The following is a 22,811-nucleotide window of genomic DNA, read 5'->3' on the forward strand; positions in this document are numbered from 1 at the left end:
AAGGCTGTTTGACGGTTTTGTGACGGTTCCTAGGGGCGAACGGGCAGGCTGAAGGTAAAGATCGTGCCCTGTTCCGCGTTGGAGACCACGTCCAGCGTGCCGCCATGGGACCTGGCGATTTCGCTGGCGATGTACAAGCCCAACCCGAGGCCGGCCTGCGGTGTATCGCCGGTCGGTCGCGAGTAGGGTTTGAACAGGTGCGGCAACGCCTCTTCGGCAATCTGTCCCTGATTTTTGACGCTCAGCACAAAGGTGGCTTGATCGCTTTGCGCGCTGACCACGACCGCACCTGCACGATCGCCATGGGTGACCGCGTTGGCCACCAGATTGGAGGCCAGTTGCGCGACTCGCTCGCGATCGCACTGCACATCGCGCAAGTCGCCGATGGACGACAGGATACTGCGGTCGGGGTGCACGCTCTGGATTTCAGCAATCACATGGCGTAATGCCTCTTCCAGATCCGGGCACGGCTCGATGTTCACCGGGATGCCCTTGCCCATGGAGCCGCGGGTGAAATCCAGTACATCGTCGACCAGTCTGGTCGCGCGCCGGGCGCTGGTCAGTATGTGTCGCACCAGCTTGTCGCGGGCCGGGTCGGGAAACTTGCGCAGGAGCATTTCCGCGCCGGCGCTGATGGCAAACAAGGGGTTGCGCAAGTCATGCCCGAGCACGGCGATGAATTGTTCGCGCAGTTCTCCGTTGGCTTGCTCCTGAATCAGCGCCGCTTCGGTCTTCTGCTGGTTTTCTTCGGATTCGATCTGCAGCGCCAGCATCCGTGCGAACGACTCCATGGTGCTCTGGATCGTGCTGGAGGTGAGCGGCGCCGGGTTGGGATCAAGGGCGCAGATGGTGCCGAAGAAACGCCCGTCAGTGCGAAACACCGGTACCGCAATGTAGCTTTCGAATTGATACAGGCGCGGCGTGTGGTGGTCGCGGTAAAGCGGGTCGTCACTGGCCTTGTCGATCACCACGGCGTGGTGGGCCTGGCGTATTTCGTGGCACAGCGTGGTCGTGACCTCCAGTTCACCACCGACCTGCAGGCCGAAACCCAGTTGATCGAGCACAGCACAGGCGGTCCAGGAGTCTTCGGTGACGCGGGCCACTGCAGCAAAGCGCAGGCCGGTCATTTCGCGGATCACCTGAAGTATGGCGGGCACCGCGCTGATTCGACCGATGGTGGCGATGTCTGCTGCCGCTGTATGACCCATGTACGTTGTTCTCGCTGCAAGACGCCGAGGATGTCGAGGAATTCTAACGGGCTGGCGCGAGGTTGGCGTTACTTGTTTGAAGGCGTTCGGAATCAGTTGCCGCAAGATGCAAAAAAGCCGCACGACCCGACGGTCGTGCGGCTGCTTGATAGGCGTATCAGTCGTCTTGTTTGTTTTTCAGGACTTCGCCGGTGGCGGCATTCAAATCCACGTCCCATTCAATGTTTTTGGCATCGCGCAGTTCAACTTCGTATTCGTAGTTGTTGAAGTGGTTGTCCAGGTCGCTGTCGGTAATCGTGGCCCCCGGGTGCAGTTTCAGCACGATCTGGTTCAGTTCTTCCAGCGGCTTGATCTTTTTGTCTTTGACCAGCTGCGGGATCTGATCGACAGGCACATCGGCCTGGGCCAGGCCAGCGGTGAGGGTCAGGGCAGCTGCGGTGAACAAGGCAGTCAGGGTTTTCATGGGGTTCTTTCCTTGGATTGATCTGTTTAAGTGGGATCAGATTAACTGTGGCAACTTAATTCAGCCTTAATTCCTCAAACTGCGCGCCCATCAATACCCATTGTTCTTCAACAACTGCGTCACACTCGCCGCCGCCGGCCGTTTATAAAACTTGAGCAGTTCGCTGGCGCGGTTGGTGAAAATGCCATCGACGCCGGTGTCCATGACTTTCTGATAATCCACGGCATCGTCGACGGTGTAGGCGTGCACCAGCAAGCCCTGGTCATGGGTGTACTGGTTCATCCACGGTTGCACCAGGTCCGAGTAACTCTGATCACCCCCCTGGGTCAGCCTGACAGAAGGGCCGGTGCCGATGGCGCCCTGGGCCTTGGCGTACTCGACCCAGCGCTGGAATTCGGCTTTGTCCTTCGGTTGCTGTTTGGCGTAGAACGTCGCTTTGTCCTTGTCGCCGGACTGGGCGAAGGTCACCTTGGACTTGGGCTCGATGCTGCCTTCGCCGACCCACAGCAGCAGGATCTTCGGCACTTGCGGCATTTCCTTTTGCAACAGTTCGAGGCTGCCCTTCTCGAACGTTTGCAGCACCACCTTGCCTTTGCCCTGGCCGACCGCCAGTTCGCTTTTCGCCAGTTTCGAACCGGTCGGACTCAACCAGCCGCGATCCTGGAGCTTGTCCTTGAGGTCGCGTTCGAGACCGGGAAACTGCTTCGGTTCCTTGGTTTCGATGTACAGGCCCGGCTTGTGCAGCGGGTTGCCCTGGGCGATGTCGATGATCTCGTCCAGGGTCAGGATCTTCAGCCCCGCATAGGACGGGCGGGCGCGATCCGGGTAAGCGCTGTTGAACCAGCTGCCGGCATCGAGGGTTTTCAGTTCGGCAAGGGTGAAGGCGTTGGCCGGGCTGTCCTTGCGCTCCGGAAATTTGGTGGAGACGTCGGTGGTACGTTGCAGGTTGTCGTCGTGCAGGGCGAACAGCACGCCGTCCTTGCTGCGCTGCAAGTCCAGCTCCAGGTAATCGGCGCCCAGATCGCGCGCCAGTTTGTAAGCCGGGGCGGTGGATTCCGGTGCATCGAAGGACGCGCCACGGTGGGCGATCACGGCGGGATGCGGGATACCCAGGCGGGTCGCCAGTGCGGTGGGGCTTGGTTCGCTGGCGGCCTGTGCCTGGCCGAGGCCGAGCAGCACACTCAGCAGCAGGGCGCTTTGGGTGAAGGTGACAGGCATGGGTCGAGGTCCTTTCGCAGTTTTTCAAAGAGTCCCCTTTTAACAACTGAGGGCTGCCAGCGCTATCGCGAGACCGACATAAACCGATTCAAAGCAGATATTTCCCGCGCTTTCATGCGGTTCCTTGCAGTACCCTTGGCCCCGGCAGCGTCCCCGGCAGAGGGAACGCCATTGACTTGTCTTGCGTGTAAACCATCGATCACCGGTCCATCACGACCCTTTGTGAGGTTTACCATGCGTATCACTTCCCAGCTCATCTGCCAGGCTGCCGACCAACTCAAGGGCTTCGTCGGCCTCAATCGAAAAACCGGCCAGTACATCGTTCGCTTCAGTGAAGACGCGTTCGGCATGGACGTGGCGGATGACGGCATCATTGCGGCGAGCGAGTTCGTCTGGGCAGCCGGTCCGGAGCAGGCCATGACGCTTAAACGCGAGTCGATTCAGTTGTTGCTGGATCAGCACATCGATGACCGGATCAACATTACCGAGCCGTTGCGGGTGTACATGAACCGGCGGGAAGTGCCTGAGATTTCGGCAGTGCGCAGTCTGGTGCAGGGCTGATCAGCGGCTCGGCTGATCCTTGGCCACAAAGTGCTGATGCATCTCCGACGTCAGGCTCTCGATGCGTTCGGTCAGGGCCTTGGTCATCTCGGTCAGCCGGGTGTTCTGCTCCAGCAGTTCCAACAGTTGCGCGGTGTTCTGCGCGGCCTGGGCCTGACGTTCGGAGTTGGCCACGGCCAGGGCTTCGCGGTGTTGCGCATCGGCTTCGGACTGGGCTTTGTCACGGGCGGCCTGGCGGGTCTGGGCCAGCAGAATCAGGGGTGCGGCATAAGCCGCTTGCAGGCTGAACGCCAGGTTGAGCAGGATGAACGGGTACAGGTCAAAGTGGGCCACGCCAAACAGATTAAGGCATATCCACACCACCACGATCAGCGTCTGCGCACCGAGAAAGGTCGGCGTGCCGAAGAACCGCGCAAAGGCTTCGGCGCGCAAGGCAAACTTGTCGTTGCCAAAGGTCGGCGCCAGGTGCGCGTGAGGCCGGTGGAAACGCAGGTGATCGACGGCGGCGGTGGTTTTGGTGTCGGTGGTCATGGGGCTCTCTGCCTGGCGCTGGGACTGAGGCTCACTATAGCGCCAGGGCGCAGCGAGAGCTTGATCTAGACCTGATGGCAGGCCAGAAACATGTCCAGCGCCGACTCCACGACTGCGCTCTGCCGCTCGGCTGACAGGGTTGGCAGGCCCATGGAAATCTGTGGCCAGAAGGCAAAGGACTTGAGCATTCCCTGAATCTGCTGCGCGGCAAATTCCGGCTCGCCCGGTTTTAACCGGCCGGCGGCCTGGGCGGCACGGATCCACAGGGTCAGGCTTTCTTCGCGTTCGCCCATGCGCGCGACCATGTTCTGCGCACGCTCCGGGGAATGGATGGTGGCGGCGATGGCAATCCGGGCCAGGTCGAGAAAATTGTCGTCGCTCATCATCTGCAACTTTGCCATCAGCATCCGGCGCATCTGGTCGCGCAGGGGCAGGTCCGGACGGTAGGACGTTTCCGGTTCCGCGGTCAGTCGCGCCCACAACTGATTGAGGATTTCGGCGAACAACTCTTCCTTACTGGGGAAGTGGTTGTACACCGTGCGCTTCGACACCCCTGCAGTGGCGGCGATCTTGTCCATGCTGGTGATGTCGAAGCCGTTGGCACGGAATTCGGCAATCGCCGCCTGAATGATGGCTGCACGTTTTCGATCGGTGAGGCGCTGTGGGGCAGTCATAGGGACGCTTCGTCAGGAAAAGGTAAAGATTACACTGATCAGTTTACTTGTGATCGGCAATGATGCAACCTAGAAACTACACTGTGCAGTGTAATGCTCTGTTAATCCTGTGCAGTGACCATAGAGTTTTCGGCTAGTGCGTGCGTGCTCGGCCATTTAACGTTTCAAAGCAGAGGGCCGCCAATCTGCGGTTTTCCTGGAGTCTTCAGCCATGGCCACCTCAACTTCCCCGGCGGACAACACCGCCACACCTGAAGCATCTCGACAGACTCAAGTGCAATACCGAAACCATGCCCCGGTGCAACGCGAAGGTTTTCGTAAAACCTTGCGCATCCTGTGGAACATGATCTTCCACAAACCGGGCAACACCCGCCCGACGGCACCCGTACCGGTGCAAAACCTGACGCGAGCGGCATTGCTTGCCGCGCCCAATCACAGCGTCTACCGCCTCGGTCATTCCACGGTACTGCTGAAACTGCGCGACAAATTCTGGATCACCGACCCGGTCTTCGCTGAACGCGCCTCACCGGTGCAATGGGCCGGCCCCAAGCGTTTCCATCAGCCACCGATCAGCCTGGACGAACTGCCGCCGATTGAAGCGGTGATCCTGTCCCACGATCACTATGACCACCTCGATTATCAGGCGGTACTCAAACTGGCGGACAAGGCTAACTACTTCCTGACGCCCCTGGGCGTAGGCGACACCCTGATCAAATGGGGCGTCGACGCCAGCAAGGTGCGTCAGCTGGACTGGTGGCAGGGCACCGAGGTCGATGGCCTGCAGTTCATCGCCACCCCTTCGCAACATTTTTCCGGCCGCGGCCTGTTCGACGGCAACAGCACCCTGTGGGCTTCATGGGTGATGATCGACGGCGACACGCGAATCTTCTTCAGCGGCGACAGCGGCTATTTCGACGGCTTCAAACGCATCGGCGAACAGTTCGGACCGTTCGACCTGACACTGATGGAAACCGGCGCCTACAACGTTGAATGGCCCCATGTGCACATGCAGCCGGAGCAGACCTTGCAAGCGCATCTCGATCTGAAAGGGCGCTGGTTACTGCCGATCCACAACGGCACTTTCGACCTGTCGATGCATGCCTGGTACGAACCCTTTGACCGGATCCTGGCGTTGGCCTGGGAGCGCAATGTGTCGATCACCACGCCGCAGATGGGGCAAGCCTTCAATGTGCTGCATCCGCAGCGAGGCAGCACCTGGTGGGATGAGGTCGAGCAGCAGGTGTACCTGCAGAGTGTCGGCTAAAGCGGCTACAGGGCGGGGCGCGTATTCGTACAGGATTCAGCGATAAGTGATGACGGACATTTCCAGCGTCGTCGATAGGCTGGAAAACGGGTGAACTCATTCACTCGCTATCCATCATCACAAGGATTTTTATCACATGGATGTGACATTAAAAGCCTGCATGACGCGAAGGCATTGGCCATCGCCGAGTCGCTGGATCAGGAGCGACGGGCAGGGCATATTCGAGGCCCACTGCATGGCATTCCGGTACTGTGGGCCTGCTCAGTCGCACGGGCATTATTCCCGTGACATACAAAACCGATACCCCCGGGCCGATGACGCGCACCGTTCGCGAGGCTGCCCTGCTATTGAATGCCATGACCGGCAGTGACAATGCCGAACCGATCAAAACACCACAGCCCATTCGCCGCGTGGATTACACGAAATGGCTGCAACCGACACGAACCGGTTCTTGCCGTCCAAAGCCTGGAGCAACTGGTGCAATTCAACGAAAACGCTCCCGGCGCAAGTATCCCGTGCGCGGCGGGCACCGGCGTTTAATCCGTAGGCAGTGGCGGGTGCTGAATAGGCGAGTCATAGCTCGACGCTCATTGAGCGTCAGAGCTGCTCCTGCCAGATCACTCAACCATCGCATAATCCGCCCGTCCCACCGGATTCGGCGTCGAGCCCTTCACATTCATCCCTCTCCCCGGCGCAAACCCCGGGAAGAACACCAACCCCTGCGCTTCGAACCGGTAAGCCAACGCCAGCCGGGTCACATCCAGCACATCACGCTCGGCTTCGAATCGTTGAATGGCGTCAACCGAAACGCCGGATTCTTCAGACAGCTCTTTGATACTCCAACCCAGCATCGCCCGGGCCTGGGCGCAGTGGGTTGGCGTGAATTGGAAAAGGGCGATACGTTCCAGGGTGATCTTCATCGCATAAGAGGCCATGGTGTTCTCCGGGCTCGAGAGTGTCGGTTCAAAATATACTGTGTTTTTGTACAGTTGTTTTGGCCCCGGATCAAACTCATTTTTTGAAGCATGCTATTTCGGCCACTCCAGCCAGATCTACGATGGCTCTCACGGCACTCGGCGAAACAGCATCGAATACACCGCTGATCTCTCACAGTCTAAATCCCAACGCGAGCAGCAAACCTCCTGGATCGGGCGGCTTCGGACCGAGTGCATGCCCGTTTCTACGTGGGTTTGCTAGTTTTTGTAATAGCAAGCATGCGCATCAGTCAGGGTTGGAATCAGCAGGCCTCTTCTCACGAATATGCCTTCGCACCATTTCAACTTCACCCAGGAGAACCTCATATCGATCCTCGAAAGCGACTGGAAGAAATTCAAGGAATTGCGCAAGATTGCGCTCGATCGTTTCTGCCAAGGTGTACTGGCTGATGCCAACACCATCACCGGGCATGACGCGCTTTCGTCGCAAGCCAGGTATGTAATGCTTCATCGCTTGATGCGCGATCGGCACAACGACATAGGCCGGATTTTCGACGCCTACAGTCGCTAAAAGGCACCCATGGCCCTGCGATTGATGGTCAGGCACGACTTATTGACCGATGCAGAACTCTCGATTCTCAGCGAGGCAACGCAGCAGGACCTTGCTGACGTTGTTCGCCAGCCCTATGAGCTTGAATGGATTGAAGAGATCGAGCGAGAGGACTGAGCATCGCACATCGCATTATTAAAGGACCACGAATGTTGATCTTCAACTGCACCGAAGCCGCCGGCAACTTCTTCAGTCGCGTGCACAAAGGCAAGAAAATCACCCCGGTGGAGAAGCCGCCATCGACCGTTGTCGAGGACGACGAGCCAGACGAATTCGCCGAGCAATGGCTGGTCCACGCCAAGACCGTGCAACGTAAGCACGTGTTGTACGTCATCCATGTGCAAACTCGTTACTGCATGATCTTCGCCGACGCTAAAAAGGCTGACGTTGCAGGTTTTATCCAACGATTCACCGAACGCTGGATGAATGGGCTGATGCGTGATGCGCTGCACCATGACGCCCTGCAATGGGCGGGTGGTACCGACATGCTGGAGCGAATCGCTGAAAGCTGCCGCCAATACAAGCTGTACAAACGTGGTCATCGCAGTGCGCAGGGACACCTGGGTGAAATTGCCTGGATCTTTGAGGATTACGCCGCAGAGTGGGGATGTTTACCGCCAGACGAGATCATGGCTGGTCGCTTTGACGCAAAGATGAATGGCTTCATCAGAGGAAATAAAAGCGTCAAAGGTTATTTAGTGCCGGACGAAGAAATGATGGCCCACTGGATGCGCCAGTACTGTGGTCTCGACGAGTCCGTCATCCAGGACGCCCGCAACCGACGTGATGAAGTAAAACGAGAGATACGGGAGCTGGAAGCGGCCCACGAGCAGCAGGATCAGCCGTTGTAATAACGCTATGCAGCGAGTTACTTGCCCTCCAACCCCGGCGCCTCACGAATAATGAAGTGATCCAGGTTCTCGATATCGGCACTGAACACCCCGAACGTCTGCTCGGGGTTCTTCTTGCTCGGCACCTGCTGCAACTCCGGCGTCACCCCATAAAAGAAGCAAAACAACTCGGCATCACTGTCGATGGCATGCTTGATCTCCTCCAGAAACGCCTTGCGCTTGCGGTAGTTCTCAATCAGCTTCTTGCTCAGGTAAACGTTGACCGAATAAGGCTTCTTCTTCGCCTCATCCCCTTGCTTGAACCAGACCTTCTGTTCGAAATCGATGCGAAAGCTCTGGGTGTAATCCTTGATCTCCTTGATCTTGCCCCAGTAGATCAGCCCCTTGTTGTCCTGCAGATACTCGATTTTCTTGAAGAATGATGCATAAGGCGCCGTGTGCTCGCCAATCTTCAGCGGCATGCGCTTGAGCAGCTCCTTGTCCTCGAAGTTCGACACGAAGCATTCCACCGGATGCGCGAAGACACTGGTCTTGTCCGGCGCCGAGTCGCGAGTCGAATGCTCGACGTCACTGGCCGCTGAAGGAAGTTTGGGATCATCCCGCAAGACATCCGCCATCACTGCCGGGTTGGATGGCTTGCGCACATACTCACGCCGAGTCAGCAATAACTCGGATGGGAAATGTTCCTCGCGACTGTCATCCGTTTCCGCACCCTCCGCCTCGACGCCCGATGCCGGCGTCTTCAAGCTGACATAAGGACAACCCTCGACATGCCGGGTGCTGGGGATGTTCTTGAAGTGCGGCGTGCGTACGTAATTGACATTCTTGGCGTTGAACGTCCCCAACACATTCCCCGCATCGAACGCCAAGCGGCAGGCATCGTTGGGGCACTGGAAGTGCTCCTTGGCGGAATCGAACGCCATCGTCTCGTCGAAATTCAAATCGCGCGCGTCATAGATCGACAGCTTGGCGTCGAGGCTGAGGCAGTAGGCGAGGTCGAATTTCATGGCGGGCTCAGGTCCTTGAGTGGGAAAGGCTATTAATAGCGAGAGGCGGGGCGAGTTGCACTGACTGTTTTCAAAACCCCGCAAAACCCACAGCAAGCCACCGGCCCTGTAGGAGCGAGCTTGCTCGCGAAAAACTCAAGAACGCCACTGGGCATCTGGATTTACGCATTATCATTCACAATCTTCGCGAGCAAGCTCGCTCCTACAGTGGTAGGGCCTTGTGTGGTTGATTGAGCGGGTGGGCGCCTTGCTAAGGGCGAGGTCGTTGACAGAACCGTAATACGCCTTTTTTTACAGACGGTCAGCTCGACACCTTGCCTATCAAAGATCTCAAGCTTCAGCTAGCGTGGCTAACTCTGAGGAGATGCCGAATGACTGAACGGGTACAAGTAAACATGCACGAAGCACAATCCCAACTCTCTCAACTCGCTAAGCGTGCATGGCATGGTGATACGGTTGTGATCGTCAAGGACGGCAAGCCTTATCTGGACCTGCTGCCTCATGTCGGAACACTGCGGGCGCGCAAACCAGGGCGGTTGAAGGGGGAAATTTGGATGTCTGCGGATTTTGACAAGACACCTGAGGACATCATTTCCTTTGAGTCGCTTATTGAGGAAACTCATGCGTTTCTCCGGGGCTATCCGATGAACCGCCGGTAAGCGCAGATCCTACCGCTGCCCCCGTGGGAGCGAGCCTGTTCGCGAATGTGTCAGTGAATACACCACCTGAAAAACCCGCTGCCTGAGATTCAAACAGCGAATGTTTTAGGGCAATTAACTATCAGAAACCTCGCAGCGCGCGTGCTGCCTTACGCCACCAGGATCCGCGCTGATTGAATGGATCATCGGCCAACACACAAGGCATATCCCGCAACCGAATCCACGGTTCATCCTGCCAGTGCAACATGCAGAGCGACATTTTCGGCCAGTTCAGCACACTCAACGTTGGCCGTTCAATCGACCGCGATGGACGCGCATCACGCAGCGCCGGAACCACCTGGTGCGTCAGCCATTCCCTCAGCAGCCGATACTCCGGGCAATAGTGATAAATCAACAACGCATAGACGCCAGACTCGCTGATCATCAGCCGTTCTTTGGCAATCCCGTAAGCCTCCACGAGCATTATCTGCCGCTGATCTGGATCGAGCTTGCGTGACAGGCGTTCGTCGAGATTTTTGCCCATCAATCGTCCCAAGTCTTGAGCACAGAACCAAGCCTGGTTCTCCACGAGAAGGGCATTAAGACCAGTGCCATGACGAGTAAATAGGGTTGAAACGAGCGGTTCAGACATAGCGAACCTCCTGAAACGGAAGCGCGCGATTAGACATGCGGATACGGCGAGTCACCTTCATCGCGAAGGTCGGTAGGTTAGGCATTTCCTTTACCTCTGGCTGCTTTCTTAGGGCATTCGTTATGGGTGTCGGGAGCTAAGAAACCCACCAGAGACGGGCCGGACATATTCCCCTTTCGGGTCTTGTATTCGCCCACTCCCGACATAACGGGGATTTTCTCGCAGGCGTAGAGAAACCGCAGACGAAAAAAAGCCGCATGACTGTCGGGTGCGGAGGACCGCTCTGGTGTAGGCGTTTCTTAGGCGCCGAATCGAAAGCTTAGGGAGCCAAAGCGCTGCGGTCAACCCTATAAAACTGTTTAACAGTTCGCCAATCACTACGTTTATGCCTGAGAGTTTGCAGCGAGCGCCTCGGAGATTTTGTGGCGTAATAAGTCGGTTTTTTTTGTTTCACATTCCCAGATGATCACGACGTTCCACCCGAGTGCACGCAACGCGTCCTGAGCTGCCTGATCTCTCTCAACGTTTTTAGCGAATTTAGGCAACCAAAAGTCGAGCCTGCTTTTCGGTGTGTAGGCGAATTTGCAATCAGGATGACGGTGCCAAAAGCATCCATGGACAAATATACAGGTGCGGAGCTTCGGCATTACAATGTCCGGTTTTCCAGGTAGGTCTTTTCGATGTATACGAAATCGATAGCCATGGGCATGCAGGTACCTCCGGACCACAATTTCCGGACCAGTATTTTTTCCACGAATGGCGGCCATCATCCGCGATCTGGTCGCGCTATCTACGATATCCACTCAGTTCACCTTTGGCAGAATTAGTATATGAATTTTGATCAACCTTTACAGGTCGTTGATCTCTTCGCTGGGCCAGGAGGTCTTGGTGAAGGTTTTTCCTCCCTAAATGAGGGGAAAAGCTTTGAAGTATTGGTCTCCGCAGAAATGGATCCGTTCGCTCGCTCTACGTTACGACTTCGCGCTTTCTACCGCGCTCTGAAAAAAAACAATCCCGCTGCATTGGACGATTATTACCGTTTTTGCGAAACCGCAGGAGCCCAGCATCCATGGACATCACGCAGCTTCAAGGAGTGGGAAATTGCTGATAAAGAGGCGAGGCAGATCAAGCTAGGGAGTCCCGAGGGAAACGCTGAGCTAGATCGGATACTTGAAGATCGATTGGATACACGTAAACCTTGGGTTCTAATAGGCGGACCTCCTTGCCAAGCTTATTCAATTGTAGGAAGGGCAAGAAACAAAGGGAATCTTGAATACAAAGCCGAAGATGATCATCGGCATTTTTTATACAGAGAGTACCTAAGGATAATTCAAAGAAAGAAGCCAGCTGTTTTCGTAATGGAAAATGTTAAAGGGATCTTGTCTTCAAAAGTTGGGGGCGAACAAATATTTCCGCAGATTCTTAAGGATCTCGCTGATCCCGACCTCGCGTTAGGAGGAACAGCCGAGTCTGAAAATAGATATAGAATATGTTCGTTGGTGACAGATGATGTTTATGAAAGTGGTGATGATCCACTTAAGTTGGATCTCAACAATTTTGTAATACGCGCTGAAAATTATGGTGTGCCGCAAAGTAGGCATCGAGTGATTTTAGTCGGAGTATCTGAGCGTTATCTCAAAGGCATACATGAGCATAAGTTGAAACCGTCCAAAGGCCCTACCGTAGAGCAAATGATTGGTAAGCTACCGCCGCTTCGGAGCACATTGTCGAGAGGACGGGACAGCGCTGATGCATGGTGTGGCCAAGTTGTTGAACATCTTGATGAGCTTCGATCTGATTTGGTCGCTTCAGGAAAGAAGGATCCTAAGCTCGAAATGAAATTGAAAATTTTTCGAGATTCATTTTCCGGCGGCAGATTAAACAATGGCGGACTACGAGTAAGAAAAAACAATACTTGGTCGGGCACCATCGATGTCCCGGATCTTGATAATTGGTTAACAGATGACCGGCTCGGCGTCTGGCTAAATCACGAGGCTCGCGGCCATATGACTTCCGATCTTCGACGGTATGTTTACGCGGCCGTATTTGGTGATGCTCATTTAACCTCGCCAAAGGGACATCAAGAATTTAATTTGGCCGGCTTGGCACCCGATCACAAGAATTGGGAAACGGGCAAGTTTAGCGATAGATTTAGAGTTCAATTAAAAGGTCAAGTTGCTTCTACCATAACTAGCCATATATCCAAGGATGGTCATTATTTTATCCACTATGATCCAAATCAATGCAGAAGCTTGACTGTACGTGAAGCTGCTCGTATCCAAACATTTCCGGATAATTACTTTTTTCTAGGTAACCGAACTCAACAATATCATCAAGTCGGTAATGCTGTACCGCCGTTACTTGCCGGAAAAATCGCAAAAATTGTTGAATCGATCATAAAAAGTGCATAGGACGATTGTAGCTAAGGGTCCAACTGGTCTCGCGTTTTTGTAAAATTGCGAGGCCATTTTTTTTGTTTGATTTGCTGAGAATCCAATTGAGCGTTTGTCTTTACTTGCGTTGGAAACATTTTTGTGAAAAGAATGATGGCGAAGGCATGGCATTGACGGGTTTTTATCCTGCTTCTGGAGGTCAAGAGTCTAGGGTTTTTCAGAGGATTTTTGACCGATTTTAATTTTAAGTCTTTGATTTTTAAGAGCTAGGAGACAAGGAATGTTGGAAAACGCAGTCGCAGCGCCCAAGTCGAAGGCAGCGGTAGAAGGGATATGAGAGAGATTCAGCATCCCCCACATGCCGCCTCGCTTATGGAGTCGATGCGTTCAATCGGATACACGCTAGAATCTGCGCTAGCTGATTTGATTGATAACAGCATCTCGGCCTCAGCCAAAAAAATTAGAATCGAGTTCAGACCGTATGATGAACCGTACGTCGCATTAATAGATGATGGTTTCGGAATGTCTCCAGAACTTCTGATAAATGCTATGCGGCACGGTAGTACAAACCCGCTTATTGAACGCGCGGTTGACGACATGGGACGTTATGGGCTTGGGTTGAAAACATCCTCGCTCTCACAATGTCGACGTATGACCGTATTGTCAAAAAAAAATAACCATATTAGCGCCTATTGTTGGGATTTGGATATAGTTGTAGAGCGCGGAGCGTGGGTAATGCTCGAGTTGAATGCTTGCGACTATGAAGAGATACCTCACTTTCGTGATTTAGACGCACAGACTTCTGGTACGATTGTTCTTTGGCAGAAACTGGATAAACTCATCGCCGGAGAGGGTGCAGCAGAGGTGGCAATTGGTCGCCAAATGTCGTATGCGCGTGAACATTTAGCTCTAGTGTTTCACCGGTTTTTAACCAAGGAGGGAAATAAACCCAAGATAGGTATTTATATCAATGGAGCTCCTCTTCCAATCTCCGACCCTTTTTTAAGTGATCATAAGTCCACGCAACCTTTGGATGAAGAAAGCTTCACTGTCGAAGGGCGTAAAGTTGTAGTAAAGCCTTTTATACTTCCGCATTCTAGCAAATTATCTATGACAGAGCTGCAGCAGACCGGCGGTAGCGAAGGTTTTAGAAACTCTCAAGGCTTTTATATTTATAGGAACCGAAGATTAATAATTTGGGGTACGTGGTTTAGGTTGGCTAGGAAAGATGAGTTGAGTAAGTTGGCTAGGGTTAGGGTAGATATACCTAATTCCTTAGATCACCTTTGGACTCTAGATATAAAGAAGTCAGCTGCCCACCCTCCTGAAGCCGTAAGATTGAATTTAAAACGCACCATTGAACGGATTCGCTCTGTCAGTGGGCGTACTATTACTTTCCGTGGAAAGAAGGTTGATAACTCCGAATTGACCCCTGGATGGCACGAGGTGATCGATCGAGGCGGAGTTAGGTTTGAAATAAATCGCGAGCACTCTCTGATTAAAGAATATATGAGCAATATACCCTCAAGTGTATTGGCGGAGTTTAATCTTGTTTTGAGCGTGATAGAAAGCACATTTCCAGCGGAAGCGCTGTACTCAAGAATGGCATCCGATGTTAAACCTGATTTTAATAGTGATGTTGTGGCTGAAAAATTAAGGCTGTTAGCGAATTCATTGTTTTCGAATATGCCAGAGGTATCGGTCGCACGGAAAAGTCTATTAAAAACACTTCATCTTCTTGAGCCATTTAACCTTCATCCAGTTATTACAAAAAAGATAGTTGAGGAGTTTTCCATTTGAACGCTCATTCGAAAAATGTTTTATCGAACAATGCAAGGCGTCTCGAGTTAGGTGTTATTACGACTTTGACTGTTGAAGGTATTCCTACCGAGTCTGAAATATTGGATTTGGCTGGTATGTTGAGGCGTATACCTAATTATTCGGTGACCGATGAGGAGTTTCAAGAGGTCATAAAACGCCTTCACCTATCTTTAACGTTAGATATGGGGATGGGAAATTGTGTATACGACGAACACAATCCTTGGCTTAGAGCGCGAAAAGCAGAAATCGAACCTTTTTATTGGAGTAGGTATCAAACTGACCTTTTGAAACAGGGCTGGGGCCCAAAAGTTGTGAATTCGCTAGACAAAGTGACAGACGAAATATTGGACCTGATGGGAGACCCTCATGGTCGATCGGGCTGGCCGAGACGAGGCCTAGTCATGGGGGATGTTCAGTCTGGGAAAACATCAAATTATACTGGGCTCATCTGCAAGGCTGCAGACTCAGGATACAAACTAGTTATATTGCTTACTGGAACTCTAGAAAGTCTGCGTCGTCAGACTCAAGAGCGCCTCGATGCAGGATTCGTAGGGCTGGACAGTTCAGGAGTCGTCAATAATCGCAAACGACATCGAAAAGAAATCGGTGTCGGTTTGATTGATGCTACTCGATCTGCTGGTGTTTTCACCTCAACCGTGGGTGATTTTAAAGCTGATACAGTAAATCAGCTAGGGTTTAAATTAAAAGACTATAAGGAGCCGGTTCTTTTAGTAGTTAAGAAAAATAAACGTATACTTGAAAATCTTGCTACATGGTTAATTAATTTTAATGCAGGTTCCGCAGATAGTATAGATATACCCCTTTTGCTGATCGATGACGAGGCGGACAATGCGTCGATCAATACAAATCCCAAAAAAGCGACTGCAATCAATGCGGGGATTAGGGGGCTTCTTAAGGTTTTTCCTCGATCAAGTTATGTCGGGTTCACAGCCACACCCTTCGCAAACGTATTTATAAATCCTGACACTACTAGTGATATGGAAGGTGATGATCTATTTCCAAGGGATTTTATCTACGCTCTTGATGCTCCAACAAATTATGTTGGAGCGCGGAGGATTTTTGGTGAAGGTGCTTCTTTAAATTGTCTTGAAGAAATAAATGATGCTGAAGAGTTTTTTCCTAAAGGACAGAAGTCTGATAGTTTTATATCGGGCCTGCCTAGCACTATGCTTGACGCTCTTCGATGTTTTATCATTGTCAATGCTTTAATGGATCTTCGTCCCCAGATGCCGAAGCACCGATCCATGCTTATCAACGTCAGTCATTTTACGTTAATTCAAAATCAAATTAGAGATGCATTAGATCACGAGCTACGCGTGATTCAAGGCGATATTCAAAACTATGCTTCTCTTTCTACCGTAAACGCGCTGCGAAATAATTCCATTCGAAGTTTATTTGATACCTATGAGAAATACTATTCGAATTTAGGCGTTGAATGGTCGGAGTTGCAGTCAACTCTCGCGGCTGCGGCACTTCCAATACAAGTGTCTGCGGTAAACCAAAAGAGTGGACCAGCTAGTCTGGATTATACAGCTTATAAGGAGCATGGGCTTCGCGTCGTTGCTGTTGGGGGGAACAGTCTCGCGCGCGGATTAACTTTGGAAGGCTTGTGCGTGAGCTATTTCTATCGTGGAACGCAGATGTACGATGCCTTGCTACAGATGGGCCGTTGGTTCGGTTATCGGGTCGGATATGAAGATCTTTGTAAGATATGGATGTCGAATGAAACCGCAGATTGGTATTCTCATATTTCAACGGCTACTGACGAACTTCGGGATGAAGTTAGGCGTATGCAAGTATCGAGACTAAAACCAATTGACTTTGGTTTGCGTGTTAGATCACATCCGGAATCGTTGATGATTACTGCTCGAAATAAAATGCGCGATTCTGACGAGATTGTTGAAACAATCTCGATAACGCAGGAAAGTCTTGAGTCAGCTAGATTGTTAAAAGATGCCCATGTACTACTGGCTAATTATAAATCTTCTCAAGACTTGCTTCGTAAATTATTGGCAACTGATATAGCCCAAAATCCGTCATATGGATTTCCAGTTTGGAACAAAGTTCCGAAAAAAATTGTTATAGAGTTTCTTAGGTTTTTTGTGAGTCACCCATTAAGCATTAAGTTGCAAACCTCTAGCCTAGCTGAATTTATAGATAGATCTTCCGATCCAAAACTCTCTTATTGGGATGTTGGTGTTCCTGGTGGCAGAGGTACATCTTTAACTGTTGTCCCAGGGTTAAGTGTGAACCAGCGTCAGCGTACGGTCTTATTGGAAGATGATACTCGGTCCTTATTGGTAAACGGAAGGAAACTACGCGTTGGCTCGTCTTCTGATGAAACAATTGGGTTAACCGAAAACGAGATAAAGAGTGCTAGGGAAACATTTTGGGCTAACGCATCGAACGAAAATAAAATAACAGTACCGGGTAAATCCTATACAGAGATAAGAACCGCACCTCTTCTCTTAATTCACTTTATAGAACCCTCGACTGCCGGAGAAAAATACGGGCTGCCTTCCGAGTGTGAGTCACTGGTAGCAATCGGATTAAGTTTTCCAACTCTTAGCGGAGCCACTCATCGTATTTCTTATCGTATTAACTTGGTCGAGCTTAGGAATATATTGTCCGGACAGACGTCAAGCTCCGATGCGACAGATGAGGATGATGAAGATGTCGACTAAAATTGACTCTCTGTGGGATTCTATAAATTTAGATAAGACAGGGGTTGGATTTAGGAGATTCGATGCAACGCACATATTGGACTTTTATGTGGGTATTGATAGTGATGGGCGTAGAGCACTCTTGTTGATATGTCCCTCGGAACCTGTAGTACAAAGTGATATGAGAGCAGTGCTAGTTAAATCTCACGCGCGAGACGATGGCCGGTGGTCCCTATTTATAGTTCTTGAAGATATTAGGCTGGTGGAACTATTTTCTCTTTTTTGTGAAGATCTAATAGAGTCGTCAAGATTTAATTTGGATTTATTTAAGTCATTTGCGTTCGTGGTTAGCCGTTTGACGAGCTGGCGGCAGCTATTTGAGCTGGGAGATTTGGGACTGCTCTCGGAAAACCAAGTCCGGGGATTGTGTGGTGAATTGTTATATCTACGAACGCTGGTTGAATCTATTGGTGCATTGGCGGCAGTAAATGCTTGGGTGGGACCGAGTCGGGCTGATCAGGACTTTCAAGTCGAAAATCATGCTTGGGAAATTAAAACGATAAGGCCCGGTTGTGATGTTATAAAAATATCATCAGAAGAACAGTTGGATACTAAACTTCGTTCGATTGATCTTGTGGTGATTGAACTTGGGAACTGTACTGTTGCTTCACAAGGTGCATTTACTTTGAATTCTATGGTTTGCAAAATTCAGAGTTTACTGATGTCTAATTATGAAGCAAGACTTAAGTTTGATAATTTGCTGTTTAAGGCTGGTTATATTGTTCGGCCTGAATATGATGTGTTGAATTTGGTTGTTCGTAATGTTGCAGTTTTTAGCGTGTGCGGTGATTTTCCTCGTATTGCTCCTCATTGCTTACCGGTTGGTGTCAGCAGGGTCAAGTATGAACTCAACTTGGCGGAATGTGTGAGCTTTAAGACTACTTGATTACTGGTGAGGGGATGTAATGGAAATAATCGATTATCACCGAGATTTAATTGAGACTGTTCGTGCAAGAGCTGAGTCTTCTAAAGATTTTGTGAGGGCCAGTTTTGTCGAAGAATGTGGAGAAATGCTTACAGCGGCGGAGGAGTTATTAGGTTTTGAAGTTTGTCGATTTGAAGGTCTAGCAAAAAGAAGGAAACTTCTTGTTGATGGTTATTCATTCGATGATGCTGATAATTCGCTGTCTTTAATGGTTTGTGAGTTTTTCAATGAAGATGATATTGCAACATTTAATGCCTCAGATGTTCAAAAAACATTTGGTATGCTTCGGGCTTTTTTGGAAGAGTCGCTTGATGGCACATTGACAGATGGTAGTGTAGATGAAAGCCAGCCGGGCTACGGTCTTGCCAGCGATTTGATGGATTGGCATTCTAAAATTTCAAAGTATCGATTTTATTTGATTAGTGACGGTTTGTTAAAGACTCGGACTAAAGATTGGTTGGAACAAAATATAAATGGGACTGCGGTGGAGTTGCATATTTGGGATGTAGGTCGTTTCCATTCCGCTTACGTCTCTGCAACTGGTCGTGATGAGTTAACGGTTGATTTTTCAGAGGTTGAAGGGAGAGGATTACCATGTCTTGCAGCGGCTCATTCTGAGGGTGAATACAAAGCTTATCTTTGTATGATACCAGGCGATTCTTTAGCTGATATTTATGAAAGGTATGGTAGCAGGCTTTTAGAGGGTAACGTTCGGACGTTTCTGAGCGCCAAAGGTAAGGTCAACTCCGCCATCCAGAATACTATTCGAACGCAACCAGAAATGTTTTTTGCTTTTAATAATGGTATAGCTGCAACAGCTGAAAATATTGTTTTGTGTTCAGATAATGGAGGCTTGCGTATACAGAGTGCCACGAATTTGCAAATTGTAAATGGTGGCCAAACCACTGCATCACTGGCACTTGCGAAGCGGGGTGGTAGTGGTAAAAAAGATGTTGCCGATCTATCAAAAGTAATGGTTCAAATGAAGTTGTCTGTTCTCCCGCCGGAAAGAGCGGGTGCCCTAACCCCTGAAATAGCTCGATTTGCCAACAGTCAGAACAAAGTTAGTGACGCGGATTTCTTTTCGAATCATCCGTTTCACGTACGGTTGGAAGATTTTTCACGTAGGCTATTTACCTCTCCCGTTGGCGGTGCGCAACATGGTACTCATTGGTTTTACGAGCGTGCTAGAGGACAGTATGTTAATGAGCAGGTTAAACTTACGTCTTCTCAGAAAACTCAGTTTCAATTGCAAAACCCAAGGAGTCAGTTGTTTACCAAAACTGATGTCGCTAAATTTGAAAATACATGGAAGGAACATCCTCATAAAGTGAGCATGGGGGCACAGAAAAATTTCATGTTCTTCGCTGATGCTATTTCGAAATCGTGGGCCGCCGATGGGAGAAATTACACCGAAGAGTATTTTCGCTCTCTTATAGCTTTGGCTATTATTTTTCGCAGCACTGAGTCAATTGTTACTCAGCAGGACTGGTATCAAGGCGGTTATCGTGCCAATATCGTAACCTACTCAATAGCGAAACTACACAATCTAATCGCCGAAGAGCAACTTGGTAAGCAATTGAATTTGCGTAGTATTTGGGATCGGCAGCGTATTGATGATTTTCTATCTGCGCAGATCGCCATTATCGCGAAATTTGTCTTCCAAGTGCTGACAGACCCTGATCGGCCTAAAGATAACGTTACTGAATGGGCGAAAATGCAAGCTTGTTGGGAGCAGGTCAGAGATTGCAAGATTACGTTAAGTGCTGGTTTTATCCAAACGCTACAAGATTTAAAAGGCGTTCATGAAGCATCCGAGAGTTCTAAAGTTACTCAGAAGCTCGATGATGGTATAGAAATTCAGATGTTGGTAGTGGATGTGCCGGGCATTGAGTGGACTAGGATGCTTAATTGGGGCGTGAAGAAAGATAAGCTCAGCCCTAAGCAAATCAGTTTGTTGCGTGGTGCCACATTAATACCCAAAAAATTGCCTACCGAAAAGCAGTGCGTCGAAATTTGGAAAGTTAGAAACAAATTAATCGAGCTGGGATATTTAGCATTCTAGCGGGCGTATGTGATGGGGGCTGTTTGTAGTTCTTTCGGAGCGTATTCGATTTTAATTATTGCAGAACTGAAGTGGAGTTTATTAATTTAAATAAAAAGCCCTGTGTCTACAGGGCTTTTTATTTCACTTCTGAATCAATCCCAGCTCAACGCCCCACCAGTCTGATACTCAATAACCCGCGTCTCAAAGAAATTCTTCTCTTTCTTCAAGTCCATGATCTCGCTCATCCAAGGGAACGGGTTAGTCGTCCCTGGGTACTCTTCCTTCAACCCAATCTGCGACAGACGACGGTTAGCAATAAACTTGAGGTAATCCTCCATCATCGCCGCATTCATCCCCAGCACGCCACGAGGCATGGTGTCCCGCGCGTATTCGATCTCCAGCTGAGTGCCCTGCAGAATCATCTGCGAAGCCTCTTCCTTCATCTCGGCATCCCACAAGTGCGGGTTTTCGATTTTGATCTGGTTGATCACGTCGATGCCGAAGTTCAGGTGCATGGATTCGTCGCGCAGGATGTACTGGAACTGCTCGGCGACGCCGGTCATTTTGTTGCGGCGGCCCATGGAGAGGATCTGGGTGAAGCCGCAGTAGAAGAAGATGCCTTCCAGGACGCAGTAGTAGGCGATCAGGTTGCGCAGCAGCTCTTTGTCGGTTTCGACGGTGCCGGTTTCGAACTTCGGATCGGAGATCGAGCGGGTGTATTTGAGGCCCCAGGTGGCTTTTTTCGCGACCGATGGGATCTCGTGGTACATGTTGAAGATCTCGCCTTCATCCATGGCCAGCGATTCGATGCAGTACTGGTAGGCGTGGGTGTGGATCGCCTCTTCGAAGGCCTGGCGCAGGATGTACTGGCGGCATTCCGGGTTGGTGATCAGGCGGTACACGGCCAGGACCAGGTTGTTGGCAACCAGGGAGTCGGCGGTGGAGAAGAAGCCGAGGTTGCGCATGACGATGCGGCGCTCGTCGTCGGTCAGGCCTTCCGGGTCTTTCCAGAGGGCGATGTCGGCGGTCATGTTGACTTCTTGCGGCATCCAGTGGTTTGCGCAGCCGTCCAGGTACTTCTGCCAGGCCCAGTCGTACTTGAAAGGTACGAGCTGGTTGAGGTCGGCGCGGCAGTTGATCATGCGCTTTTCGTCGACCGCTACGCGGGCGGAGGCGCCTTCGAGTTCGGCAAGGCCTTCGGCAACGTCGAGGTTGTTCAGGGCTGCTTTGGCTCGGGCGATCGCGGCGGAATCGGACGCGGTGACGGCGCGAGCTTCTTGAGCCGCGACACCACCAGCCGTATCGAGGCGGTCCATGTTGGCTTCAGTCGCGTGGCCGGCGTTTGCGCCTTTTACAACGGTTTCGCCGCTGTCTTCTTTGTCGAATTCGTCCCAGCTCAGCATGACGTGTCGTCTCCTGCGTGAGGGCCAGATGCCCGTGTGATTGTGTTCACACAGCTTTCTGACCGCATTGGATCTAAAGAAATAGTTTTTTGCAGCAGCTAAGGCAGGCAATAAAACAGAATTTTGTACGGGGTTCCGAGAGCCACTGATGGGCGCGGGCAGCGATGATCGCTACTGCGGGGCTTCAGACTGGCTTTACATCCCTGTAAGGGGATATTGCAGGCCCGTTTAGGGCGGCATTATAGGGAAGTTTTCATCGCTTTGCTGCGGTGAAATTGGCTGACGGGCTGGTCGACGAGATACGTTTTTCGTTGGAGCGAGGATTTACAGGGCTTTGGCAGCGATCACGGGTGCAGTTTTTTTTTCATAAAATTTAACGCAGATCTTTTTTGTTCAAAAAACAGCCAGAAAATCACGATTTTTACTACATCTTGTGTTTTTGGCCGTTTTTACGTAGCTCCAGACACAACTAAGCCCGACCGAAGTCGGGCTGTTAGTCACGCTCGAGGATCAGCTCAGGCGACCAGCACCCACGTGATCGGCACCATCGGCAGCGACCTTGGCGGCACCGGTGTGATCGAAGCCGTCAGCGGCGACTTTGGCGGCGCCAGTGTGATCAAAACCGTCGGAAGCGAGTTTGCCCGCACCGACGTGATCGGCACCGTCGGCGGCGAAGTTAGCCGAGCCGGTATGGTCGTAACCGTCAGAAGCGACAGCTGCCGAGGTGGTGTAAGCAGCCGAGCCAGTGCGGTCGTAGCCGTCGGCGGCAAAGGTGTTGGCGGCCAGGACGGAGAGGGTCAGGGCGATGATCAGTTTGGCTTTCATGTGAGTGCTCCAGGTTCGTTGGCGTTGTGTGCCTTGGGTGT

The 22,811-nt window shown here is 51.3% G+C and carries 22 protein-coding genes and 1 pseudogene; 12 read left to right on the top strand and 11 right to left on the bottom strand.

The features are described 5' to 3' along the window. Window positions 1-29 precede the first annotated feature (29 nt). The 3 genes from ELQ88_RS08675 to ELQ88_RS08685 form a co-directional block, all read right to left on the bottom strand. Window positions 30-1,208 (bottom strand): GAF domain-containing sensor histidine kinase, encoded by a 1,179-nt coding sequence (locus ELQ88_RS08675; protein WP_138964603.1) that lies wholly within the window; start codon window positions 1,206-1,208, stop codon window positions 30-32. A gap of 157 nt (window positions 1,209-1,365) precedes the next feature. Continuing rightward, window positions 1,366-1,671: a PepSY domain-containing protein gene (locus ELQ88_RS08680; RefSeq protein ID WP_128871690.1), complete on the bottom strand. Its 306-nt coding sequence runs from the start codon at window positions 1,669-1,671 to the stop codon at window positions 1,366-1,368. 90 nt (window positions 1,672-1,761) lie between these two features. After that, on the bottom strand, window positions 1,762-2,889 hold the full coding sequence (locus ELQ88_RS08685; RefSeq protein ID WP_138964605.1) for a glycerophosphodiester phosphodiesterase: 1,128 nt from the start codon (window positions 2,887-2,889) through the stop codon (window positions 1,762-1,764). Between the two features lie 234 nt (window positions 2,890-3,123). Between ELQ88_RS08685 and ELQ88_RS08690 the strand changes: the two genes are divergently transcribed. Then, window positions 3,124-3,450: a DUF2025 family protein gene (locus tag ELQ88_RS08690; protein ID WP_138964607.1), complete on the top strand. Its 327-nt coding sequence runs from the start codon at window positions 3,124-3,126 to the stop codon at window positions 3,448-3,450. On the opposite strand, the gene ELQ88_RS08695 is transcribed toward ELQ88_RS08690, so the two are convergent. Together ELQ88_RS08695 and ELQ88_RS08700 are read right to left on the bottom strand one after the other, a co-directional pair. Continuing rightward, window positions 3,451-3,981 (bottom strand): DUF1003 domain-containing protein, encoded by a 531-nt coding sequence (locus tag ELQ88_RS08695; protein WP_138964609.1) that lies wholly within the window; start codon window positions 3,979-3,981, stop codon window positions 3,451-3,453. Between the two features lie 65 nt (window positions 3,982-4,046). Continuing rightward, entirely contained in the window at window positions 4,047-4,655 is a 609-nt protein-coding gene (locus ELQ88_RS08700; protein ID WP_128871686.1) for a TetR/AcrR family transcriptional regulator, read from the bottom strand. A gap of 211 nt (window positions 4,656-4,866) precedes the next feature. On the opposite strand from ELQ88_RS08700, the gene ELQ88_RS08705 reads away from it, so the two are divergent. Both ELQ88_RS08705 and ELQ88_RS34575 read left to right on the top strand, forming a co-directional pair. Continuing rightward, window positions 4,867-5,919 (top strand): MBL fold metallo-hydrolase, encoded by a 1,053-nt coding sequence (locus ELQ88_RS08705; RefSeq protein WP_138964611.1) that lies wholly within the window; start codon window positions 4,867-4,869, stop codon window positions 5,917-5,919. Window positions 5,920-6,167: 248 nt separating this feature from the next. Beyond that, window positions 6,168-6,341: pseudogene (locus ELQ88_RS34575) on the top strand (amidase family protein); the annotation flags it as partial. 195 nt (window positions 6,342-6,536) lie between these two features. Here ELQ88_RS34575 and ELQ88_RS08715 read toward each other — a convergent pair. Continuing rightward, a complete protein-coding gene (locus ELQ88_RS08715) occupies window positions 6,537-6,854 on the bottom strand; it encodes a helix-turn-helix transcriptional regulator (RefSeq protein ID WP_138964613.1) in 318 nt (105 codons plus the stop codon). Between the two features lie 325 nt (window positions 6,855-7,179). Between ELQ88_RS08715 and ELQ88_RS35035 the strand changes: the two genes are divergently transcribed. From ELQ88_RS35035 to ELQ88_RS08725, 3 genes are read left to right on the top strand one after another with little or no spacing between them, the layout of a single operon-like run. Beyond that, window positions 7,180-7,425, top strand: a complete 246-nt coding sequence (locus ELQ88_RS35035) for a hypothetical protein (RefSeq protein ID WP_346342812.1) — start codon at window positions 7,180-7,182, stop codon at window positions 7,423-7,425. Window positions 7,426-7,434: 9 nt separating this feature from the next. Continuing rightward, complete coding sequence (locus tag ELQ88_RS35040) at window positions 7,435-7,581, top strand: hypothetical protein (protein ID WP_346342813.1); 147 nt, start codon at window positions 7,435-7,437, stop codon at window positions 7,579-7,581. Between the two features lie 32 nt (window positions 7,582-7,613). After that, window positions 7,614-8,315 (top strand): hypothetical protein, encoded by a 702-nt coding sequence (locus tag ELQ88_RS08725; RefSeq protein WP_138964615.1) that lies wholly within the window; start codon window positions 7,614-7,616, stop codon window positions 8,313-8,315. Window positions 8,316-8,332: 17 nt separating this feature from the next. Here the strand turns inward: ELQ88_RS08725 and ELQ88_RS08730 are convergent, their stop codons facing one another. Further along, a complete protein-coding gene (locus ELQ88_RS08730) occupies window positions 8,333-9,322 on the bottom strand; it encodes a hypothetical protein (protein WP_138964617.1) in 990 nt (329 codons plus the stop codon). 371 nt (window positions 9,323-9,693) lie between these two features. Between ELQ88_RS08730 and ELQ88_RS08740 the strand changes: the two genes are divergently transcribed. Continuing rightward, the gene (locus tag ELQ88_RS08740) at window positions 9,694-9,981 is read left to right on the top strand and encodes a type II toxin-antitoxin system prevent-host-death family antitoxin (protein WP_138964619.1); all 288 of its coding nucleotides are present in this window, start codon (window positions 9,694-9,696) and stop codon (window positions 9,979-9,981) included. Between the two features lie 121 nt (window positions 9,982-10,102). Here ELQ88_RS08740 and ELQ88_RS08745 read toward each other — a convergent pair whose 3' ends face one another. Together ELQ88_RS08745 and vsr are read right to left on the bottom strand one after the other, a co-directional pair. Then, complete coding sequence (locus ELQ88_RS08745; protein WP_138964621.1) at window positions 10,103-10,612, bottom strand: Bro-N domain-containing protein; 510 nt, start codon at window positions 10,610-10,612, stop codon at window positions 10,103-10,105. Window positions 10,613-10,995: 383 nt separating this feature from the next. Next, window positions 10,996-11,415, bottom strand: a complete 420-nt coding sequence (vsr, locus tag ELQ88_RS08750; RefSeq protein ID WP_138964623.1) for a DNA mismatch endonuclease Vsr — start codon at window positions 11,413-11,415, stop codon at window positions 10,996-10,998. 27 nt (window positions 11,416-11,442) lie between these two features. On the opposite strand from vsr, the gene ELQ88_RS08755 reads away from it, so the two are divergent. The 5 genes from ELQ88_RS08755 (at window position 11,443) to ELQ88_RS08775 (ending at window position 20,560) form a co-directional block, all read left to right on the top strand. Then, window positions 11,443-13,023, top strand: coding sequence for a DNA cytosine methyltransferase (locus ELQ88_RS08755; RefSeq protein WP_138964625.1), 1,581 nt, complete (start codon window positions 11,443-11,445; stop codon window positions 13,021-13,023). 315 nt (window positions 13,024-13,338) lie between these two features. Continuing rightward, window positions 13,339-14,805, top strand: a complete 1,467-nt coding sequence (locus ELQ88_RS08760; protein WP_138964627.1) for an ATP-binding protein — start codon at window positions 13,339-13,341, stop codon at window positions 14,803-14,805. Then, the gene (locus ELQ88_RS08765) at window positions 14,802-17,531 is read left to right on the top strand and encodes a Z1 domain-containing protein (RefSeq protein WP_138964629.1); all 2,730 of its coding nucleotides are present in this window, start codon (window positions 14,802-14,804) and stop codon (window positions 17,529-17,531) included. The genes ELQ88_RS08760 and ELQ88_RS08765 overlap by 4 nt, the downstream gene beginning before the upstream one ends. After that, window positions 17,521-18,456 carry a PD-(D/E)XK motif protein gene (locus tag ELQ88_RS08770; RefSeq protein ID WP_161599950.1) on the top strand — a complete coding sequence of 312 codons (936 nt, stop codon included), beginning with the start codon at window positions 17,521-17,523 and terminating at the stop codon, window positions 18,454-18,456. The genes ELQ88_RS08765 and ELQ88_RS08770 overlap by 11 nt, the downstream gene beginning before the upstream one ends. A 19-nt stretch (window positions 18,457-18,475) precedes the next feature. Next, on the top strand, window positions 18,476-20,560 hold the full coding sequence (locus tag ELQ88_RS08775; RefSeq protein WP_138964633.1) for an AIPR family protein: 2,085 nt from the start codon (window positions 18,476-18,478) through the stop codon (window positions 20,558-20,560). Window positions 20,561-20,694: 134 nt separating this feature from the next. Here the strand turns inward: ELQ88_RS08775 and ELQ88_RS08780 are convergent, their stop codons facing one another. Together ELQ88_RS08780 and ELQ88_RS08785 are read right to left on the bottom strand one after the other, a co-directional pair. Then, window positions 20,695-21,945, bottom strand: coding sequence for a ribonucleotide-diphosphate reductase subunit beta (locus ELQ88_RS08780; protein WP_128871677.1), 1,251 nt, complete (start codon window positions 21,943-21,945; stop codon window positions 20,695-20,697). 510 nt (window positions 21,946-22,455) lie between these two features. After that, on the bottom strand, window positions 22,456-22,770 hold the full coding sequence (locus ELQ88_RS08785; protein WP_138964635.1) for a hypothetical protein: 315 nt from the start codon (window positions 22,768-22,770) through the stop codon (window positions 22,456-22,458). Window positions 22,771-22,811: the final 41 nt, after the last annotated feature.

The sequence above is a fragment of the Pseudomonas sp. MPC6 genome (assembly GCF_006094435.1).
Taxonomy (GTDB): domain Bacteria; phylum Pseudomonadota; class Gammaproteobacteria; order Pseudomonadales; family Pseudomonadaceae; genus Aquipseudomonas.

Coding starts and splice junctions, on each gene's coding strand:
- ELQ88_RS08675 (WP_138964603.1), bottom strand. CDS start 1,208: ATGGGTCATACAGCGGCAGCAGACATCGCCACCATCGGTCGAATCAGC.
- ELQ88_RS08680 (WP_128871690.1), bottom strand. CDS start 1,671: ATGAAAACCCTGACTGCCTTGTTCACCGCAGCTGCCCTGACCCTCACC.
- ELQ88_RS08685 (WP_138964605.1), bottom strand. CDS start 2,889: ATGCCTGTCACCTTCACCCAAAGCGCCCTGCTGCTGAGTGTGCTGCTC.
- ELQ88_RS08690 (WP_138964607.1), top strand. CDS start 3,124: ATGCGTATCACTTCCCAGCTCATCTGCCAGGCTGCCGACCAACTCAAG.
- ELQ88_RS08695 (WP_138964609.1), bottom strand. CDS start 3,981: ATGACCACCGACACCAAAACCACCGCCGCCGTCGATCACCTGCGTTTC.
- ELQ88_RS08700 (WP_128871686.1), bottom strand. CDS start 4,655: ATGACTGCCCCACAGCGCCTCACCGATCGAAAACGTGCAGCCATCATT.
- ELQ88_RS08705 (WP_138964611.1), top strand. CDS start 4,867: ATGGCCACCTCAACTTCCCCGGCGGACAACACCGCCACACCTGAAGCA.
- ELQ88_RS08715 (WP_138964613.1), bottom strand. CDS start 6,854: ATGGCCTCTTATGCGATGAAGATCACCCTGGAACGTATCGCCCTTTTC.
- ELQ88_RS35035 (WP_346342812.1), top strand. CDS start 7,180: ATGCCTTCGCACCATTTCAACTTCACCCAGGAGAACCTCATATCGATC.
- ELQ88_RS35040 (WP_346342813.1), top strand. CDS start 7,435: ATGGCCCTGCGATTGATGGTCAGGCACGACTTATTGACCGATGCAGAA.
- ELQ88_RS08725 (WP_138964615.1), top strand. CDS start 7,614: ATGTTGATCTTCAACTGCACCGAAGCCGCCGGCAACTTCTTCAGTCGC.
- ELQ88_RS08730 (WP_138964617.1), bottom strand. CDS start 9,322: ATGAAATTCGACCTCGCCTACTGCCTCAGCCTCGACGCCAAGCTGTCG.
- ELQ88_RS08740 (WP_138964619.1), top strand. CDS start 9,694: ATGACTGAACGGGTACAAGTAAACATGCACGAAGCACAATCCCAACTC.
- ELQ88_RS08745 (WP_138964621.1), bottom strand. CDS start 10,612: ATGTCTGAACCGCTCGTTTCAACCCTATTTACTCGTCATGGCACTGGT.
- ELQ88_RS08755 (WP_138964625.1), top strand. CDS start 11,443: ATGAATTTTGATCAACCTTTACAGGTCGTTGATCTCTTCGCTGGGCCA.
- ELQ88_RS08760 (WP_138964627.1), top strand. CDS start 13,339: ATGAGAGAGATTCAGCATCCCCCACATGCCGCCTCGCTTATGGAGTCG.
- ELQ88_RS08770 (WP_161599950.1), top strand. CDS start 17,521: ATGTCGACTAAAATTGACTCTCTGTGGGATTCTATAAATTTAGATAAG.
- ELQ88_RS08775 (WP_138964633.1), top strand. CDS start 18,476: ATGGAAATAATCGATTATCACCGAGATTTAATTGAGACTGTTCGTGCA.
- ELQ88_RS08780 (WP_128871677.1), bottom strand. CDS start 21,945: ATGCTGAGCTGGGACGAATTCGACAAAGAAGACAGCGGCGAAACCGTT.
- ELQ88_RS08785 (WP_138964635.1), bottom strand. CDS start 22,770: ATGAAAGCCAAACTGATCATCGCCCTGACCCTCTCCGTCCTGGCCGCC.